Here is an 18,366-nt window from a genome sequence, read left to right on the forward strand (position 1 = left end):
CGGGGGCCCGTGCCCGTCAGCGGGACGGCCGGTTCCGGGCTGGTGGGCCGGGCGCCGCGCGCCAGCTGCCGCGCCGCCTCGTACGACCCGCAGGCGCTGGTCATCGAGTGCATGGCGGTGATGCCGGCGCTCCAGGAGATCAACCAGTCCAAGCTGATCCGCTCCACGATCGGCGTGCTCTGCAACGTCCGCGAGGACCATCTGGCCGAGATGGGCCCGACCCTGGACGACGTGGCGCGCTCGCTCTGCCGCTCGATGCCGGAGGGCGGCATCTGCGTCACCGCGGAGGTCGACCGGTTCGCGATCCTCCAGGAGGAGGCCGACGCCCGCGACTGCGAGCTGATCCACGCCGACCCCGAGACCGTGAGCGACGCGGAGCTGCGCGGCTTCAGCTGGTTCACGTTCAAGGAGAACGTGGCCATCGCGCTGAAGGTCGCGGAGCTCCTCGGCGTGGAGCGCGAGACCGCGCTCCAGGGCATGTACGACGCCCCGCCGGACCCGGGCGTCCTCTCCGTCGAGCGGTATGTGACGCCGGACGGCAAGAAGCTGCGGTTCGCCAACGTCTTCGCGGCCAACGACCCCGAGTCCACGCTGATGAACGTCAACCAGCTGCTCGACCTGGGCGCCGTGCACCGCCCGCTGAACGTCGTCATCAACTGCCGCCCCGACCGGGTCGAGCGCAACGGCCAGATGGGCGAGATCATCCCCGATCTCCAGCCCGACAAGGTCTTCGTCATCGGTCACCCGGCCAAGAGCGCCATCGACGCGATTCCCGCCGAGTGGCGCGGCCGCGCGGTGGACCTGGGCGGCGACCGGCGCGACCCCGAGGAGTTCATGCGCGAACTGCTCGGCGGCCTCGGGCCCGACTCCTCGCTGATCGCCATCGGCAACATCCACGGCCAGGGCGAACTGCTGCTGGAGCACCTCAGCGAACTGCCGCCCGACGGGACCCCGGACGGGACCCCGGACGAGACCCCCGACGGGACCCCGGACGAGCAGTCCCGCGAGACCGGGTACGAGCAGCCCGGCGAGACCCCGCAGGAGTGGACGCGGGAGACCCCGGACGAGCGGCCGGACCCGCCCGCCCCGCAGCACGTCCGCCACGACGAGACGCTGCCGCTCCAGCAGTACCGGCCGCACCTGGACCCGTACGCGCCCTACCCGGAGGCGTACGAGACCCGCTACCAGCCGCACCCCACGGTCCAGCCCCCGCAACCGGCACCGCACCAGGCACAGACGCAGACGCAGGCACCGGAACAGGCGGCGGAGCAGACACAGGCAATGGCCGCCGTGCCCGCTCCCGTACCGGCCCGGTCCCGGCCGCGCGGCATGTTCGAGCCCGCCGTGCACCCGGACCCCCAGCACCCCCAGCACCAGTACAACTACCGGCACGGGGAGCAGCATCCGGCCGGGCAACAGCCCCCGGCCCCGTACCCACCGCAGGACCCAGACCAGCAGAGCCGGCAGCACAGCGCAGGAGACCCCCGTTGATCCCCACCGTCCTGACGCGCGAGATCGCCGCCATCGGCATCGCACTCGGCCTGATGTTCTCCCTGGTCTGCTACCTGACGACCAACCTCTCGCCCGGCGGCATGATCACCCCGGGCTGGCTGGCGCTGACCCTCGTCGAGGACCTCCAGCGCGCGGCCATGGTGGTCGGTGTCACCGTCCTCACCTACGTGTCGGTGCTGCTGCTCCAGAAGGTCGTCATCCTCTACGGGAAGCGGCTGTTCTCCGCGGTGGTGCTGACCGGGGTCATCCTCCAGGCGACCGTGATGATCGTGCTCCAGGTGGAGTTCCCCCTGATGTACGCGAACCAGACCCTCGGCTTCATCGTCCCGGGCCTCGTCGCCTACCAGCTGGTCCGCCAGCCGAAGGGCGCGACGCTGCTGGCCACCGGCTCGGTCTCGCTGCTCGCCTACGTCGTCCTGACCGCCGGCATCCTGCTCGGCGCCCTCCCGTCTGCCTGAGGTGATCTCATGACCGCTCCCCGTACCAAGCAGTCCAAGCGCCCCCGCCAGATCCTGCACGGCGTCACGGTGGTCGCGCTGCTCGCCGCCAGCGCGTACTTCACCGTCGAGCTCCGCAAGGACGAACAGGCCAAGGCGCCCGCCGTCCAGGCCATCACGGACAAGCCGGCGGGAGCCACGCTGAAGTCCGGGAAGGAGACCTGGGAACGGCTGAACGCACCCGCCCGCTCCGTCCTGCGCGACGCCGGCGGAAAGGTCCTCGCCACCTTCACCGACCACGCCCGCACCGCCACACTCACCGGCCCCTCCCGCACCTTCGCCGAGCCCGCCAACACCAAGTCCCGGGTGGTCACGGAGAACTGGGTGCGGCTGATGCCGGAGAAGTGGAAGAAGGGCTCCGAGAAGCAGCAGTGGTTCAAGGACTGGTTCAAGACCTACTACGGCAGCGAGGAGGACGACCTGTTCGCCTTCGCCTTCCAGTACGTCGAGGGCGCGCCCCTCAAGAAGGACGACGAGGGCGTCCCCTACGCCGGTGACGCCCAGTTCGGACCGATCAACCCGGTCGGCAGCGAGGGCAACGACCTGCGCCTGGAGCAGTCGGACTTCTTCGACTACCTGGGCATCCCGTACACCTTCCGCAACGGCGTCACCCGCCAGGCCGACAAGGCCCGCTACCGGTCCATCGACTGCTCGGGCTTCATGCGGACGATCTTCGGCTACCGCGCCCGCTACCCGCTCGCCCCCCTCGACGGCCAGGGCGACGGACTGCCCCGCACCGCCAACGGCATCGCCCGCTCCAAGCTCGGCGCCGACGTCATCCCGCTCAAGGGCATCTCGGCCGCGGACCGGCCCACCTCGATCGACGTGCTGCAACCGGGCGACCTGGTCTTCTTCAAGCTCGACCAGCGCACCAGGCAGCGGCTGGACCACATCGGCATGTACATGGGCCACGACTCGGACGGCCACCTGATCTTCGTCTCCAGCCGGGAGGAAGTGAACGGCCCGACCATCGGGGACAAGGGCGACACCTCACGCCTCGACGGCAACGGCTACTACGCGGCGACCCTGCGCAGCGCGAAGCGGCTCTAGGGTCTGTCTTCAAACTGCCGTCGTTGCCCGAAGGGCGGCCGGGCGGCGTCAGGTGCGGCGAGAGTGCGTGCATGGCGTCGCGCGGCAGACGGCAGTTTGAAGACAGGCTCTAGGAGGTGCCGGGAGACGGACCGGGGTTGTACGGAACCACAACGGTTCCGCGCAACCCCGGTCCGCCCGCCGGTGCCGCCCTCTACCCTCGGAGCTGCGCGTACGCCCGTGTGCGCGGACCTTCCACCACCAGGTGTCCAGGAGCAGCCATGTACGCGCCGGGTTATCCGCAGAGCGTTCCGCCCAGAGTCCCGGGGCGGGCCTGGATCGTGTCGATGCGGGTGCTGTTCTGCGCGCTCTCGGTGTTCTCCATCGGGATACTGCTCTGGGCCCCGCTGCTCCGGCTGGCGTTCGTGCGCCGCAGGGCCTCCGACTGGTGGCTGACCGCCGGCGCGTTCGCGTTCGTCGTCGCGGTCGTGCTGGGCATCGGCCGGGACGAGGGCGACGCCCACGGCATCGACTTCGTCCTCATACCCCTGCTGCTCCTGGCGATGCTGGCCGCTCCCGTGTACTACCTCGTCGCGGAAATCCGCCACTACGGGCCGCACGCGGCGAAGCAGCACGCCATGGGCGGATACGTGCCGCAGGCGTCGGCGGCCGGGTACGCGTACGCGACCACCACCCCGGTGAACGCGCATCCGGGCCCCGCCCCGCAGCCCCCGCACCAGCAGCAGCCCTTCCCACAGCCCCAGCACCCGCAACAGCCCCACCCCCAGCCCCCGTACCCGCAACAGCCCCACCCGCAGCCCCAGCGCATCGACCAGGTCCGCGCCGAACTCGACGAGCTGAGCGACTACCTCCGCAAGGAGGAAGGCCGGTGAGCGGTCGCGTCATCGGCGGGCGGTACGAGCTGGCGGCCATCCTCGGCCAGGGCGGCATGGGCCAGGTCTGGACGGCCTACGACCAGCGACTGGACCGCCGGGTCGCCGTCAAACTGCTGCGCCCGGACCGCGTCACCGGGCCCATGGGCAGCGAGGCGGCCGCCGAACTGCGCAGCCGCTTCGTCCGCGAATGCCGGGTCACCGCCCAGGTCGACCACCCCGGCCTGGTCACCGTCCACGACGCGGGCAGCGAAGACGACGCACTCTTCCTCGTCATGAGTTACGTCGAGGGCGCCGACCTCGCCGACCACCTCACCGAACACGCCCCGTACCCCTGGCAGTGGGCCGTCGCCGTCGCCGCCCAGCTCTGCGCCGCCCTGAGCGCCGTACACGCCGTGCCGATCGTCCACCGCGACCTGAAGCCCCGCAACGTGATGGTGCGCCCCGAAGGCACCGTCCTCGTCCTGGACCTCGGGGTCGCCTCTGTCCTGGACACCGACACCACTCGCCTCACCCACACCGGCACACCCATCGGCTCCCCGGCCTACATGGCCCCCGAGCAGGCGATGGGCGGAGCCGTCGGCCCCTACACCGACCTGTACGCACTCGGCGTCCTGCTCCACGAACTCCTCACCGGCGACGTGCCGTTCGCCGGCTCCACCGCACTGGGCGTGCTCCACCGCCACCTCTACGAGGCGCCCGCCCCCGTCCGGCAGCACCGGCCCGACATCCCGGAGGCGCTCGAAGCGCTCGTGCTCCGGCTGCTCGCCAAGGACCCGCAGCACCGCCCGTCCGGCGTCCAGGAGGTCTACGAGAGCCTCGCCCCGCTGCTCCCCGTCCGGGGCGGCGGACCACCCGGCGGACCGCTCGACCCGACCCGCCCCTTCCTGCGCCCGCACGCCCCGTGGCCCGACCGCGTCACCACCCCGCCCGCCGCCGCCCCCGCACCGGCGCCCGCACGGCCCGATGTCGCCGCCGCCGTCGACGAGGTCAAGAAACTCCTCGGTGAGGGCCGGATCACCCACGCCGTCGACCTGCTCGGCGGCATCCTCCCGGCCGCCGCGGAACAGCACGGCGAGAGCTCCCCGGTCGTCCGCATCCTGCGCAAGCAGTACGCGGCGACCCTGATGGACGACGGCCAGTACCGCCGCGCCCTGCCCGAACTGCGCCGCCTCGCCGACGACCGTGCCGCGGAGGCCGGTCCCGCCGACCCGCAGACCCTCCAGTTCCGCCAGGACACCGCGCAGTGCCTGGAGCAACTGGGCGAGCCCGCCGCCGCGCTCGCGGAGTACCGCGCCGTCCTCCCGTACTACGAGAACCGCTACGCGACGGGCGACGATCCGGCCCGCTCCTACGAGATCCGCCACCGCATCGGCCACCTCCTGCTCGCGCTCGGGGACCACGCGGCGGCCATCGGCGGACTCCAGTCGCTGCTCTACGACACCGAGCGCAGATACGGCCCGAACCACCCGCTGCCCGCGGAACTGCGCCGCCAGCTGGACCGCCGCCGCAAGGTCCGGGGCGGCTGAATCGCGGGCGCCACGGGCCAGTTCACCCAATGGTCGCCTCCGGGCCACACCCGGCATCCGCTCCCGACACATTGACCGGCTGATCTGCATGGGTGCTGATCTCGCTGGTGGTGCCCTGCTTCAACGAGCAAGACATACTCGAACGCTTCCATGAACGCGTGACGGACGAGATGACCCGGCTGGGTCATGCGTTCCAGCTCGTGTACGTGGACGACGGGAGCGCGGACCGGACCCTGCCGATCCTGCGGCAGCTGGCCGCCGCCGACCCACGGGCCCGCTACGTCTCCTTCAGCCGCAACTTCGGCAGGGAGGCCGCCATGCCGGCCGGCCTCCGGCACGCCGAGGGCGACGCCGTCGTCATCATGGACGCCGACCTCCAGCACCCGCCCGAACTCGTCGGCCGCATGCTGGAGGAACACGCGCACGGCCACGACCAGGTCATCGCCCGGCGCACCCGCAAGGGCGACCGCGTCACCCGCACCCTCACCGCACGCGCCTACTACTGGCTCATCAACCGCCTCGTCGACGTCGAACTCGTCGACGGAGTAGGAGACTTCCGGCTGCTCTCCCGGCGCGCCGCCGACGCCGTACTCGAACTCACCGAGTACAACCGCTTCTCCAAGGGCCTCTTCGCCTGGGTCGGCTTCCCCACCACGACGTTCAGCTACGAGAACGCCGTCCGCGAGGAGGGCCGCTCCGCCTGTACCTTCGGGAAACTGCTCAACTACGGACTCGACGGACTGCTCTCGTTCAACAACAAGCCGCTGCGCGCCGCGCTCTACCTCGGCCTGCTGCTGCTCTCCCTCGCCCTCGTCTACTCCGGGTGGATCGTCGGCGTCGCCCTGGTGAAGGGCGTCGACACCCCCGGATACGTCACCCTCCTCGTCGTCGTCACCGCCCTCGCCGGGGTCCAGATGGCGATGGTCGGGGTGGTCGGGGAGTACGTCGGCCGGATCTACTACGAGGTGAAGCGCCGCCGGCACTACCTGGTGCAGGCCACCAACACCGGAACCCGCGGCCCGGCACCGGAGCCGGCCCGGCACCGGAGCCGGAGCGGGAACCCCTGGAGTCCGTACGCCGATGACGGTCAAGGCACAACTGGCCCGGTTCGCCCTCGTAGGCGCCGTGAACACCGCCACGTACTACGGCTGCTACCTGGTCCTGCTGCACCGGCTGCCGTACATAGCGGCGCACGTGCTGGCCTTCGCGCTCAGCATGACCGGCTCGTTCTTCCTCAACTCGTACTTCACCTACCGGACCCGGCCCACCTGGCGGAAGTTCCTCCTCTTCCCGCTCACCAACGCCGCCAACTTCGTCATCACCACCGGCGGCGTCTACCTGCTCGTCGACCTGGCCGGATTCAGCAGCCGGTACGCCCCGCTGGTCGCGGCGGCGGCCGCCATCCCGATCACCTTCGTGGTCTCGCGCACGATCATGCTGCGCCCGGACGCACCCCGGAAACCCTCCGTACCGGCCCGCTGACCAGTACGCCGACCGGGCCCCGGGGAGCCCACATCCCCAACTCCTCCCGAATCGTTGGTCGAATCAGTGGCCCACACCGGTTCCACTGCCTAACATCGATCAACGCAAGGCCTTGTGCACCGCCGCACAATCTCCTCGGGAGGCTCCTTTGCACCGCCGTCGCACCGCGCTCACCGTTTCCGCCGTGACCCTCGTCGCAGCGCCGCTCCTCTCCGCCTGCGGCAGCCAGGCCCACCCCGGCGCGGCAGCCGTCGTGGGCGGCGACCGGATCGCGGTGTCCACCGTGCAGGCCCAGGTGGCGGACGTGCGCGACGCCCAGGACACCTCGAAGCAGGCGGCGCAGACCACCGACCAGTCCGGCCAGCTCGTCCGCGCCAAGCTGCACGGGATCATCCTGGACCGGGTCCTGGACCGGGCCTCCGCGGACGCCGGGGTCACCGTCAGCCGCGCCGAGATCCAGCAGATGCGCCAGTCGGCCGTCGCCCAGTACAAGGGGGAGAAGGGGCTGCGGGCCGCGGTGCTCCAGGAACGCTGGATCTCCCCCGGCCAGATCGACTCCTTCCTGCGCGAGCAGATCCAGCTGACCAAGCTCTCCCAGGCACTCGGCGCGGACCCGTCGACCCCGGCCGGCACGAAGATCCTCGGCGACGCGCTGACGAAGGCCTCCAAGGCCCTCAAGGTCGACGTCAACCCGCGCTACGGCAGCTGGGACAACAAGCAGATCCAGCTCGCGGACTACAAGGCCCCCTGGATCAACCAGGTGACCAAGCCCGACCGGGCCCCCGCGGAGGCCGGGGCGTAGCAGCGGCCGGGCGGCCGGGTAGATTCGCAGCGTGAACGCTGAAGACCCCGGCCGTATCGTCCTGCTCACCGCCAGCCACCGCGTCGCCCCCGGACTGCTGTCCTGGCCCGCCTGGCAGACGCTGCACGCCGCCGACCGGGTGCTCTGCGGGGAGCCCGGCCAGCCGCAGCTGCCGTATCTGCGCGAGGCGGGCATCACCGTGGAGGCGGCCGTCCCCGACGCCGAGGAGCTCGTCGCCTCCTGCGCCGGGGGCCGGACCTCGGTCGTCCTCACCGGGGGCGAGGGCAACCAGCCGCTGACCGACGGGCTGGCGAGGCTGGCCGGTTCGGGGCGGGTGCAGATGCCGGACCTGGAGCTGCTGCCCGGTTCGTACGATCTGCCGGGCGCCCGCCTCCTCGACCTCGTCCAGGTCATGGACCGGATCAGGATCGAGTGCCCCTGGACCTCGCAGAAGACCCACAAGGGCCTCGCCAAGTACGCCATCGAGGAGGCGTACGAGCTCGTCGAGGCGATCGAGGACGGCAACCGCGAGGAGCTGCGCGAGGAGCTCGGTGACGTACTGCTCCAGGTCGTCTTCCACGCCCGCATCGCGGAAGAGGACGAGCAGGAGCCCTTCTCCGTGGACGACGTCGCCGCCACGCTCGTCGAGAAACTGATCCACCGCCACCCGCACGTCTTCGGCGACGAGACCGCCGAGACCCCGGAGGACGTCCACGCGCACTGGCTGCGGACCAAGGCGATCGAGAAGCAGCGCGAGTCCGTCACCGACGGCGTACCCCTCGGCCAGCCCGCCCTCGCCCTCGCCGCGAAGCTGGCCGGCCGCGCCCGCACCGCCGGCCTCGACGTGCCGCTCCCCGAGGGCGACGGCATCGGCTACCGCCTCCTCGCCCTGGCCGTCCGCGCCCAGGAGAACGGCACCGACCCGGAGGCCGCCCTGCGCGCGGCGGGCCGCGCCTACCGGGACGCCATCAGGGCGGCGGAGGGTAACGGACAGCGGCACGGGGCGGCTGCGGAGGGCAACGGATAGCCGTCCCGGCCAGCGGATAACGTCGGGGGGTGAACGACAGCCCCGCCGACACCTGCCCCGCCCACCCGGCCGACGCCGTGCCGCCCGCCCCCGCACTCTTCACCTGGGAGTTCGCCACCGACCCGTACCCCGCGTACGCCTGGCTGCGCGAGCACAGCCCCGTGCACCGCACCACGCTGCCCAGCGGGGTCGACGCCTGGCTCGTCACCCGGTACGCGGACGCCAGGCAGGCCCTCGCCGACACACGGCTCTCCAAGAACCCCGCGCACCACGCCGGGCCGGCGCACGCCAAGGGCCGCACGGGCATCCCGGGCGAGCGCAAGGCGGAGCTGATGACGCATCTGCTGAACATCGACCCGCCCGACCACACCCGGCTGCGGCGACTCGTGTCGAAGGCGTTCACGCCCCGGCGCATCGCGGAGTTCGCGCCGCGCGTGCAGGAGCTGACGGACCGCCTCATCGACTCCTTCGTCGAGAAGGGGGAGGCGGACCTCATCCACGAGTTCGCCTTCCCCCTCCCCATCTACGCGATCTGCGACCTGCTGGGCGTCCCGCGCGAGGACCAGGACGACTTCCGGGACTGGGCGGGCATGATGATCCGCCACGGCGGCGGCCCCAGGGGCGGGGTAGCCCGTTCCGTGAAGAAGATGCGCGGATATCTGCTCGAACTCATCCACCGCAAGCGCGAGAACCCCGGGGACGACCTGATCTCGGGGCTGATCCGGGCGAGCGACGACGGCGAGCACCTGACCGAGAACGAGGCCGCCGCGATGGCCTTCATCCTCTTGTTCGCCGGCTTCGAAACGACCGTCAACCTCATCGGCAACGGCGTTCACACCCTGCTGGGCCATCCGGAGCAGCGTGAACGGCTCCAGCGTTCCCTGGCGGCGGGCGAGACGGCGCTGCTGGCCACCGGCGTCGAGGAACTGCTGCGTTTCGACGGCCCGGTGGAGCTGGCGACCTGGCGATTCGCCACCGAGGCGCTGACGATCGGCGGGCAGCGGATCGCGGAGGGGGATCCCGTACTCGTGGTGCTTGCCGCCGCGGACCGGGACCCCGAACGGTTCGGCGCTCCCGACACCCTGGACCTCTCGCGGCGTGACAATCAGCACCTCGGCTACGGACACGGCATCCATTACTGCTTGGGAGCACCGCTCGCCCGGCTGGAGGGACAGGCCGCGCTCGCCACGCTGCTGAAACGCCTCCCGGACCTGCGACTTGCGGGGGAAGCTACCGATTTGCGCTGGCGCGGCGGGCTCATCATGCGCGGACTGCGGACGCTTCCGGTGGAGTTCACCCCCGGGGCCACCACCAAGGAAGGTGACACTCTGTCAACTCTGTGACTTTGGCGTGATCTCCGCTGCATCGACTTGTGACACACGTTCGAGTCCCGCTAGGTTCACCGTTCGACTCACCAGTCACCTTTTCAGTCACACGGAAGGCATTCCCATGGGCTCCGCGAACGGCAGACACCGTCGCCCTCGTCAGGCACCCGCGATCATCGTCGCCGCAGGCGTGACCGGCTCGGCCATCGCCATCCCGCTGCTCGGCGCGGCCGGTGCGCACGCCGCCGACGCCTCGACCTGGGACCGGGTCGCGGAGTGCGAGAGCGGCGGCATGTGGAGTGCCGACCTCGGCAACGGGTTCTACGGCGGTCTTCAGTTCTCGCAGGAGGTCTGGAAGTCCTACGGCGGCGAGACGTACGCCCCGCGCGCGGACCTCGCCAGCCGGTCGCAGCAGATCGCCGTGGCGGAGAAGGTGCTGGGCGATCAGGGGCCGAAGGCGTGGCCCAGTTGCGCCGTCATCTCCGGCCTCACCCCGGAGGGCTCCCTGCCGGGTGTCGATCCGGGCGTCGATCCGGCCGCCACCCCGTCCGCGGACCCGGCGGAGAGCGCGGACCCGGCCGGGAGCGCGGACCCGTCCGCGACTGCCGACCCGTCAGAGAGCGCGGACCCGGCGGACGACGCGGCCGAGGACGCCACGAAGGCCCCGTCGGACGACGCCACGTCCGGCCCGGCCGGCAAGGACCGGAAGGCGGACGCCTCGTCCTCCCCGGACGCCACGCCCCCGGCGTCCGGCTCCTCCGGCGCGGGTGACCCCTCCGGTGGCCGGGACGGGTCCTCCCCGGCCGCGGAGGCGGGCGGCAAGCACCGCGGAGCGCCGGCCCCGGAGCGGACCGGTGACGGCCGGGACGCGGGGCGGCACGCCTCGCGGGGGGACGCGGACGGACGCGGCACGGGCGCGCCGGCCGCCGACGGCACGTACACCGTCCGGCCCGGCGACAACCTCTGGGCCATCGCCGACGCGCAGAAGCTGCCCGGCGGCTGGACCGGGCTGTACGAGGCCAACAAGGCGGCCGTCGGCTCCGACCCGGACCTCATCCTCCCCGGCCAGCACCTCGATCTCGGCGTGAAGACCGGCTGAGACCTGACGCCGGGTCGATCGTGGAAGCGGGCGCGGAAGCGAGCGTGGAGACGGTCTGATCAACAGCTGAAGATGCCTCGATCCTGGGGTACTTAAGAGGCCTATGTCCCACTTTTGAATAAGTGAGACATGGGTCTCTTCGCATGAACTCGCGTGTCTTGTCCGGGAGGTCCCCCCACATCCGTTCCGACCTGCGTAAATAGACGTTAATCAGATGCAAATAAGGACTGTTTATCCGGTATGTCCTTCTTTGAATGTAGGGGTTCGGTGTGTTTACGGTCAGAACCGCTCGCACCGCGGGCCCCGTCGATCGTCACGCCGAATCCTGCCGTCGGTCGAAGGGAACAGACGCGTAAAGCGCCGTAGGCAGGAGCGGGGGACCCAGGTAAGCGCCGGGCCCGGTCGTCGAACACGACGCATCGGGAACGGCTTGGGGTTAAGTCGTGCGCTAGGACGTGCGACCGGGCAACTCACTTGGCCCGAACCCGACAGCTCACCTCGCAGGCGTCGGTGAGGAGAAGTCTCGATGCTGCTCAACAGCAAGGGCAACAAGCACCGCCGCCCGTCCAAGGCCGTCCGTATCGCCACGCTCGCCGGTGTGACCGGTGCCGCCATCGCCGTGCCCCTGATGGGTGCCACCGGCGCCTCCGCCGCCTCCGTCTCCACGTGGGACGCGGTCGCCCAGTGCGAGTCCGGCGGCAACTGGTCCATCAACACCGGCAACGGCTACTACGGCGGTCTGCAGTTCTCGCAGTCCAGCTGGGCCGCCGCCGGTGGTACCCAGTACGCGGCCCGCGCCGACCTGGCCACCAAGGCCCAGCAGATCGCGGTCGCCGAGAAGCTCCTCGACATGCAGGGACCGGGCGCCTGGTCCTGCGCCGGTGCCGGCAACCTGAGCAACGACGGTGTCGACCCGGGCGTCGACACCGGCTCCAGCGCCCCCAAGGCGGAGACCGCTCCCAAGCGGGAGTCCGCTCCGGCGCAGCAGGCCGAGCCGAAGAAGGCCGAGCGCACCGAGGCTCCGGCCACCAACCGCTCGGACCGCTCGACCGCCCCCGGGGCCGGGCAGAAGAAGACCGTGACCACCCCGACCGGCGAGAAGGTCGAGAAGGGTGACGGCGAGTACAAGGTCGTCACCGGCGACTCGCTGAGCAAGATCGCGGCCGACCACAAGGTCAAGGGCGGCTGGCAGCAGCTGTTCAAGCTCAACAAGGACATCGTCGAGGACGCCGACATGATCTTCCCGGGTCAGCAGCTCCACCTGGCGAAGTAGTACGGCGCCCACTTTCCTCGCCGCACTCCCCGGCCCGGTTCGCGTCTTCCCCCACGCGTGCCGGGCCGGGGCCTGTCGGCCGCCGGTCCGGCGGACGGGCGGTCCGGCGTACCGACTGTTCAACTGTTGTAGTTACCGGTCAGTAAATTTCTGGTCTTTCATCCCGCTATGACTGCTCTTGGGTCCTTTTTCGTCCCAGGGGACGGGCGGGCGGCCGACTGAGACGGCCGGGCCGGTTAGGCTCTTGTCGCAAGGCCAAAGCGACCCTGCACAACCAGCGTCATATCCCAGAAGGAGATGCCTCGTGCCGTCCATCGACGTCGTCGTAGCCCGGGAAATCCTCGACTCCCGGGGCAACCCCACGGTCGAGGTCGAGGTTGGCCTCGACGACGGCAGCACGGGCCGTGCTGCCGTTCCGTCCGGAGCCTCCACCGGTGCTTTCGAGGCCATTGAGCTTCGCGACGGTGACCCCAACCGCTACCACGGAAAGGGCGTCGAGAAGGCGGTCCTCGCCGTGATCGAGCAGATCGGCCCGGAGCTCGTCGGCTACGACGCGACCGAGCAGCGGCTGATCGACCAGGCCATGTTCGACCTGGACGCCACGGAGAACAAGGGCTCGCTCGGCGCCAACGCCATCCTCGGCGTCTCGCTCGCCGTCGCCCACGCCGCGTCCGAGGCCTCGGACCTGCCGCTGTTCCGCTACCTCGGTGGCCCGAACGCGCACCTGCTGCCCGTCCCGATGATGAACATCCTCAACGGTGGGTCGCACGCCGACTCCAACGTGGACATCCAGGAGTTCATGATCGCCCCGATCGGCGCGGAGTCCTTCTCCGAGGCCCTGCGCTGGGGCGCCGAGGTCTACCACACGCTGAAGAAGGTCCTGAAGACCAAGGGCCTGTCCACCGGTCTCGGTGACGAGGGCGGCTTCGCGCCGAACCTGGAGTCCAACCGTGCCGCGCTCGACCTCATCGTCGAGGCCATCAAGGAAGCCGGCTACGCCCCCGGCAAGGACATCGCGCTCGCGCTCGACGTCGCCGCGTCCGAGTTCTACAAGGACGGCACGTACGAGTTCGAGGGCAAGTCCCGCTCGGCCGCCGAGATGACCGAGTACTACGAGGAGCTCGTCGACGCGTACCCGCTGGTCTCCATCGAGGACCCGCTGTACGAGGACGACTGGGCCGGCTGGAAGGTCATCACCGAGAAGATCGGCGCCAAGGTGCAGATCGTCGGCGACGACCTCTTCGTCACCAACCCGGAGCGCCTGGCCCGCGGCATCGAGGAGGGCTCCGCCAACGCCCTGCTCGTCAAGGTCAACCAGATCGGTTCGCTGACCGAGACCCTGGACGCCGTCGAGCTGGCCCAGCGCAACGGCTTCAAGTGCATGATGTCCCACCGCTCCGGCGAGACCGAGGACGTCACCATCGCCGACCTCGCGGTCGCCGTGAACTGCGGCCAGATCAAGACCGGCGCCCCGGCCCGTTCGGACCGCGTCGCCAAGTACAACCAACTGCTGCGCATCGAGGAGATCCTCGACGACGCCGCGGTGTACGCGGGCCGTTCGGCGTTCCCGCGGTTCAAGGGCTGACAAGCCCGACCGGGTCCAGCGACCCGGCCTCCGTCCGTCCCCGCACTCGGTCCCGTACCGTGTGCGGGGACGGACGTGCGTAATGGGGAGGCGGAGACATGGCCGCGAAGGACCGGGACCGGTTCTCCACCGCGACCCGGCTGAGGCTGCTCGGTGAGCAGACCGCGGCCCGCGTCTACCGGTCCCAGAACAAGCGCCAGGCCCGCCGCTCCCGCCTCACCGGCCGGGCGGCCTTCCTGGCCCTGGTCGTCTGCTCCCTGGTCGTCGCCCTCGCGTATCCGATGCGGCAGTACGTGTCGCAGCGTGACGAGATCGCGGACCAGGAGCGGCTCGCGCAGGAGGCCGAGGCACGCACCGAGGAGCTGCGCGACGAGAAGGCGCGCCTCCAGGACGACGCGTACATCAAGCGGCTGGCCCGCGAGCACCTGCACTACCTTCTTCCGGGAGAGACCAGCTACACCGTGGTCGATCCCGACGCGGTCAAGGAGCGCAACGGAGTGCCGGACGAGTCCGGCCGGCCGTGGCACTCCAACCTGTGGGACGGCGTGGACAGCGCCGACCGGGGCTGACCCGCGGTCCCGTCATTTCGCATTTCACCGTCCGGCCGCGGCACCGCGGTCCGGGCGGCCCGATCAGAACCTAGGCAGGCATGGAAACGCCCCCTCCCCAGACCGAGTCCACCGCGCCCACCGACGCGGACATCGCCGCGTTCCAGCAGCAGCTGGGGCGCCCGCCGCGCGGGCTGCGTGCCATCGCGCACCGCTGTCCGTGCGGCAACCCGGACGTGGTCGAGACGCAGCCCAGGCTGGAGGACGGTACGCCGTTCCCGACGACGTACTACCTGACGTGCCCGCGTGCGGCGTCCGCGATCGGCACGCTGGAGGCGAACGGGGTCATGCGGGAGATGACCGAGCGCCTCGGTACGGACCCCGAGCTGGCGGCCGCGTACCGGGCCGCGCACGAGGACTACATCGCCCGGCGCGACGCGATCGAGGTGCTGGAGGGCTTCCCGAGCGCGGGCGGCATGCCGGACCGGGTGAAGTGTCTGCATGTGCTCGTGGGGCACTCGCTGGCGGCGGGGCCCGGGGTGAACCCGCTGGGGGACGAGGCGATCGCGATGCTGCCGGAGTGGTGGCGCAAGGGCCCGTGCGTGTCGCCGTGCGGCGCGCCTGGTGAGAACGAGGGCTGAGCGGTCCCCCGCGGGCTCCGTGAAGAGGGGCTAGGAGAAGAGAGGCTTGAGGGTATGACGCGTGTGGCCGCCATTGACTGCGGTACCAACTCGATCCGGCTGCTGGTGGCGGATGCCGACCCCGCCACCGGGGAGTTCACCGAGCTCGACCGGCGGATGGAGATCGTCCGGCTCGGCCAGGGGGTCGACCGGACCGGGCGGCTCGCCCCCGAGGCGCTGGAGCGGACGTTCGCCGCGTGCCGGCAGTACGCGGCGGTGATCAAGGAGCACGGCGCGGAGAAGGTCCGCTTCGTCGCGACCTCCGCCTCCCGGGACGCGGAGAACCGGGACGACTTCGTCCGGGGGGTGCTGGACATCCTGGGCGTCGAGCCCGAGGTGATCAGCGGTGACCAGGAGGCGGAGTTCTCCTTCGCCGGGGCCACCAAGGAGCTCGCGGGGCGCGACGACCTCGCGAAGCCGTATCTCGTCGTGGACATCGGCGGCGGCTCGACCGAGTTCGTCGTCGGCGACGACCGGGTGCGGGCCGCCCGGTCCGTGGACATCGGCTGTGTCCGGATGACCGAGCGCCATCTCTACCGGGACGGCGCGGTCATCGACCCGCCCACCCGGGAGGCGGCCGACGCGATCCGCGCGGACGTCGCCGCCGCCCTGGACCTGGCCGGGCAGAGCGTCCCGCTCACCGAGGCGGGCACGCTCGTCGGGCTCGCCGGCACGGTCACCACGGTGGCCGCGATCGCGCTGGGCCTGGAGGAGTACGACTCCGAGGCGATCCACCACTCCCGGGTCTCCCTGGAGCGGGTCAGGGAGATCGCCGGGCGGCTGCTGTCCTCGACCCACGCGGAGCGTGCCGCGATCGGCGCGATGCATCCGGGGCGGGTCGATGTGATCGCCTCGGGGGCGCTGATCCTGCTGGCCGTCATGGAGCGGACCGGGGCCCGTGAGGTGGTCGTCAGCGAGCACGACATCCTCGACGGGATCGGCTGGTCCAACGCGTAGCGCGGCCCTCGGACGCGGCCTGAAGGCGCGGCGCCGCTCAGCGGCCCTCTGAGGGCTGCGCGCGAGGCCGGGGGCCCCGGGTGCCGACGGGCGCGGAAACGTTGCTCATGCGCATTCCTGCCTGCACCTTTGAGCCGCTCAGGGCCACCCGGGGGAGTCCTTCCGGGACACGCCGCGACGAAGTTCGTGAACTTCTTCACAAGGAATTGGGTCCCTGGGAGCGGACTTCTGCTCCGGACGGGCCCCCAGGAGCGTGTGCGGGGTCACTCGCGGCGCGAACGGGGCGGTTCCGGGGGTGTTGCGGGAGTGTGAACCGGGAGGGTGGTTCACCTCGCCCGGCGGCTCAAGGGCCAGCTCACAAGCGGTGAACAACGTTCGCCACGACGCCGTTGTTCCCGTCCGGGATCATGACCTGGGTCACGTGGGCGGCGAAGTGTAGCAGAGGGTGGCCCATACCTTGTGAAGGGGCTCACGAGCTCACCCCCGGGGAGGGGTGGATACTCGATGGCATGAGCACCACGGAGCGTCCCAGGATCCTCGTAGTAGGCGGTGGGTACGTAGGCCTGTACGCAGCTCGGCGCATCCTCAAGAAGATGCGCTACGGAGAGGCGACCGTCACGGTCGTCGACCCCCGGTCGTACATGACCTACCAGCCCTTCCTCCCCGAAGCTGCTGCCGGCAGCATCTCGCCCCGGCACGTCGTCGTCCCGCTGCGACGCGTGCTGCCGAAGGCCGAGGTTCTCACCGGCCGCGTCACGACCATTGACCAGGACCGCAAGGTCGCCACGGTCGCGCCGCTCGTCGGCGAGGCCTACGAGCTGCCCTTCGACTACCTGGTCATCGCGATGGGCGCCGTCTCGCGCACCTTCCCGATCCCCGGCCTGGCCGAACAGGGCATCGGCATGAAGGGCATCGAGGAGGCCATCGGCCTGCGTAACCACGTACTGGAGCAGCTGGACAAGGCTGACTCGACGACCGATGAGGATGTCCGCCGCAGGGCGCTCACCTTCGTCTTCGTGGGCGGCGGTTTCGCCGGTGCGGAGACCATCGGCGAGGTCGAGGACATGGCCCGCGACGCGGCGAAGTACTACACGAACGTGAAGCGCGAGGACATGCGCTTCGTGCTCGTCGACGCCGCCGACAAGATCCTTCCCGAGGTCGGCCCGAAGCTGGGCACCTGGGGCCGGGAGCACCTGGAGTCCCGCGGTGTCGAGGTCTTCCTCTCGACCTCCATGGACTCCTGCGTCGACGGTCACGTGGTGCTGAAGAACGGCCTTGAGGTCGACTCCAACACCATCGTGTGGACGGCCGGCGTGAAGCCGAACCCGGCGCTGGCCCGCTTCGGCCTGCCGCTCGGTCCGCGCGGTCACGTGGACACCTCGGAGAAGCTCCAGGTGCAGGGCACCGACTACATCTGGGCCGCGGGCGACAACGCCCAGGTTCCGGACCTGGTCGGCCGCAAGGCCGGCAATCCGAACGCCTGGTGCCCGCCGAACGCCCAGCACGCGCTGCGTCAGGCCAAGGTCCTCGGTGACAACGTCATCTCCGGGATGCGCGGCTTCCCGCAGGCCGACTACAGCCACGCCAACAAGGGCGCGGTCGCCGGTCTGGGCCTGCACAAGGGCGTCGCGATGATCGTCGTCGGCAAGATGAAGATCAAGTTCAAGGGCCGTCTCGCCTGGTATGCGCACCGTGGCTACCACGGCATGGCGATGCCGACCTGGAACCGCAAGATCCGGATCTTCGCCGACTGGACGCTCGCGGTGTTCCTCAAGCGCGAGGTCGTCTCGCTCGGCGCCATGGAGACGCCGCGCGAGGAGTTCTACGAGGCCGCCAAGCCGGCTCCGGCCCCCGCCGCCGCCCAGCCGGTGGCGGAGAAGGCCAAGGCCTCCTAGCCCGCACGCCGCAGGACCGTTGTACGACGCCCGAAGGGGCCGTCCGCCATCCGTGGTGCGGGCGGCCCCTTCGGGCGTATCGGGGCGGGGTGGGGCGGGGCACGGTACAGGGGGAGCGAGGCCAGTGGCCCGGCGGATGCATGGTCCATGCAGGTATTTTGCCGATTGATTGCGCAGTAGCGGGATGGCCCGGCCGCCGGAAACTGTTGTGGGGGGTGTACCTCGCCGCGGCG

At 70.7% G+C, this 18,366-nt stretch carries 16 protein-coding genes, 1 pseudogene and 1 riboswitch; all 17 genes and pseudogenes read left to right on the forward strand.

What is annotated here, in order from left to right; genetic code table 11:
- Nucleotides 1–9: 9 nt before the first annotated feature.
- On the forward strand, nucleotides 10–1,491 hold the full coding sequence (gene pgsB, locus RLT59_RS23540; protein ID WP_311305229.1) for a poly-gamma-glutamate synthase PgsB: 1,482 nt from the start codon (nucleotides 10–12) through the stop codon (nucleotides 1,489–1,491).
- Nucleotides 1,488–1,970, forward strand: coding sequence for a poly-gamma-glutamate biosynthesis protein PgsC/CapC (locus tag RLT59_RS23545; protein ID WP_311305230.1), 483 nt, complete (start codon nucleotides 1,488–1,490; stop codon nucleotides 1,968–1,970). The genes pgsB and RLT59_RS23545 overlap by 4 nt, the downstream gene beginning before the upstream one ends.
- Nucleotides 1,971–1,979: 9 nt before the next feature.
- Nucleotides 1,980–3,059: an NlpC/P60 family protein gene (locus tag RLT59_RS23550; RefSeq protein ID WP_311305231.1), complete on the forward strand. Its 1,080-nt coding sequence runs from the start codon at nucleotides 1,980–1,982 to the stop codon at nucleotides 3,057–3,059.
- Between the two features lie 260 nt (nucleotides 3,060–3,319).
- Nucleotides 3,320–3,931, forward strand: coding sequence for a hypothetical protein (locus RLT59_RS23555; protein ID WP_311305232.1), 612 nt, complete (start codon nucleotides 3,320–3,322; stop codon nucleotides 3,929–3,931).
- Entirely contained in the window at nucleotides 3,928–5,460 is a 1,533-nt protein-coding gene (locus tag RLT59_RS23560) for a serine/threonine-protein kinase (protein ID WP_311305233.1), read from the forward strand. The genes RLT59_RS23555 and RLT59_RS23560 overlap by 4 nt, the downstream gene beginning before the upstream one ends.
- Before the next feature lie 92 nt (nucleotides 5,461–5,552).
- A pseudogene (locus RLT59_RS23565) lies at nucleotides 5,553–6,500 on the forward strand (glycosyltransferase family 2 protein); the annotation flags it as partial.
- A 40-nt stretch (nucleotides 6,501–6,540) separates the two neighbouring features.
- Entirely contained in the window at nucleotides 6,541–6,942 is a 402-nt protein-coding gene (locus RLT59_RS23570; protein WP_311305234.1) for a GtrA family protein, read from the forward strand.
- 148 nt (nucleotides 6,943–7,090) lie between these two features.
- Nucleotides 7,091–7,744, forward strand: a complete 654-nt coding sequence (locus tag RLT59_RS23575) for a SurA N-terminal domain-containing protein (RefSeq protein ID WP_311305235.1) — start codon at nucleotides 7,091–7,093, stop codon at nucleotides 7,742–7,744.
- Between the two features lie 31 nt (nucleotides 7,745–7,775).
- Nucleotides 7,776–8,771: a nucleoside triphosphate pyrophosphohydrolase gene (locus RLT59_RS23580; RefSeq protein WP_311305236.1), complete on the forward strand. Its 996-nt coding sequence runs from the start codon at nucleotides 7,776–7,778 to the stop codon at nucleotides 8,769–8,771.
- 29 nt (nucleotides 8,772–8,800) lie between these two features.
- The gene (locus RLT59_RS23585; RefSeq protein ID WP_311305237.1) at nucleotides 8,801–10,114 is read left to right on the forward strand and encodes a cytochrome P450 family protein; all 1,314 of its coding nucleotides are present in this window, start codon (nucleotides 8,801–8,803) and stop codon (nucleotides 10,112–10,114) included.
- A gap of 106 nt (nucleotides 10,115–10,220) precedes the next feature.
- On the forward strand, nucleotides 10,221–11,195 hold the full coding sequence (locus tag RLT59_RS23590) for a transglycosylase family protein (RefSeq protein ID WP_311305238.1): 975 nt from the start codon (nucleotides 10,221–10,223) through the stop codon (nucleotides 11,193–11,195).
- A 348-nt stretch (nucleotides 11,196–11,543) separates the two neighbouring features.
- Nucleotides 11,544–11,717: riboswitch (cyclic di-AMP (ydaO/yuaA leader) on the forward strand.
- Nucleotides 11,718–11,721: 4 nt separating this feature from the next.
- Nucleotides 11,722–12,468 (forward strand): transglycosylase family protein, encoded by a 747-nt coding sequence (locus tag RLT59_RS23595; RefSeq protein WP_311305239.1) that lies wholly within the window; start codon nucleotides 11,722–11,724, stop codon nucleotides 12,466–12,468.
- A 304-nt stretch (nucleotides 12,469–12,772) separates the two neighbouring features.
- Nucleotides 12,773–14,053 (forward strand): phosphopyruvate hydratase, encoded by a 1,281-nt coding sequence (gene eno, locus RLT59_RS23600; protein ID WP_311305240.1) that lies wholly within the window; start codon nucleotides 12,773–12,775, stop codon nucleotides 14,051–14,053.
- A 98-nt stretch (nucleotides 14,054–14,151) separates the two neighbouring features.
- Complete coding sequence (locus RLT59_RS23605; RefSeq protein ID WP_311305241.1) at nucleotides 14,152–14,622, forward strand: FtsB family cell division protein; 471 nt, start codon at nucleotides 14,152–14,154, stop codon at nucleotides 14,620–14,622.
- 80 nt (nucleotides 14,623–14,702) lie between these two features.
- On the forward strand, nucleotides 14,703–15,242 hold the full coding sequence (locus RLT59_RS23610) for a DUF501 domain-containing protein (RefSeq protein WP_311305242.1): 540 nt from the start codon (nucleotides 14,703–14,705) through the stop codon (nucleotides 15,240–15,242).
- Nucleotides 15,243–15,296: 54 nt separating this feature from the next.
- Nucleotides 15,297–16,238 carry a Ppx/GppA phosphatase family protein gene (locus RLT59_RS23615; protein WP_311305243.1) on the forward strand — a complete coding sequence of 314 codons (942 nt, stop codon included), beginning with the start codon at nucleotides 15,297–15,299 and terminating at the stop codon, nucleotides 16,236–16,238.
- A gap of 509 nt (nucleotides 16,239–16,747) precedes the next feature.
- Complete coding sequence (locus tag RLT59_RS23620) at nucleotides 16,748–18,133, forward strand: NAD(P)/FAD-dependent oxidoreductase (RefSeq protein ID WP_311305244.1); 1,386 nt, start codon at nucleotides 16,748–16,750, stop codon at nucleotides 18,131–18,133.
- The last annotated feature ends 233 nt before the right edge of the window (nucleotides 18,134–18,366 follow it).

The organism is Streptomyces sp. ITFR-6 (genome assembly GCF_031844725.1).
Taxonomy (GTDB): Bacteria; Actinomycetota; Actinomycetes; order Streptomycetales; family Streptomycetaceae; genus Streptomyces.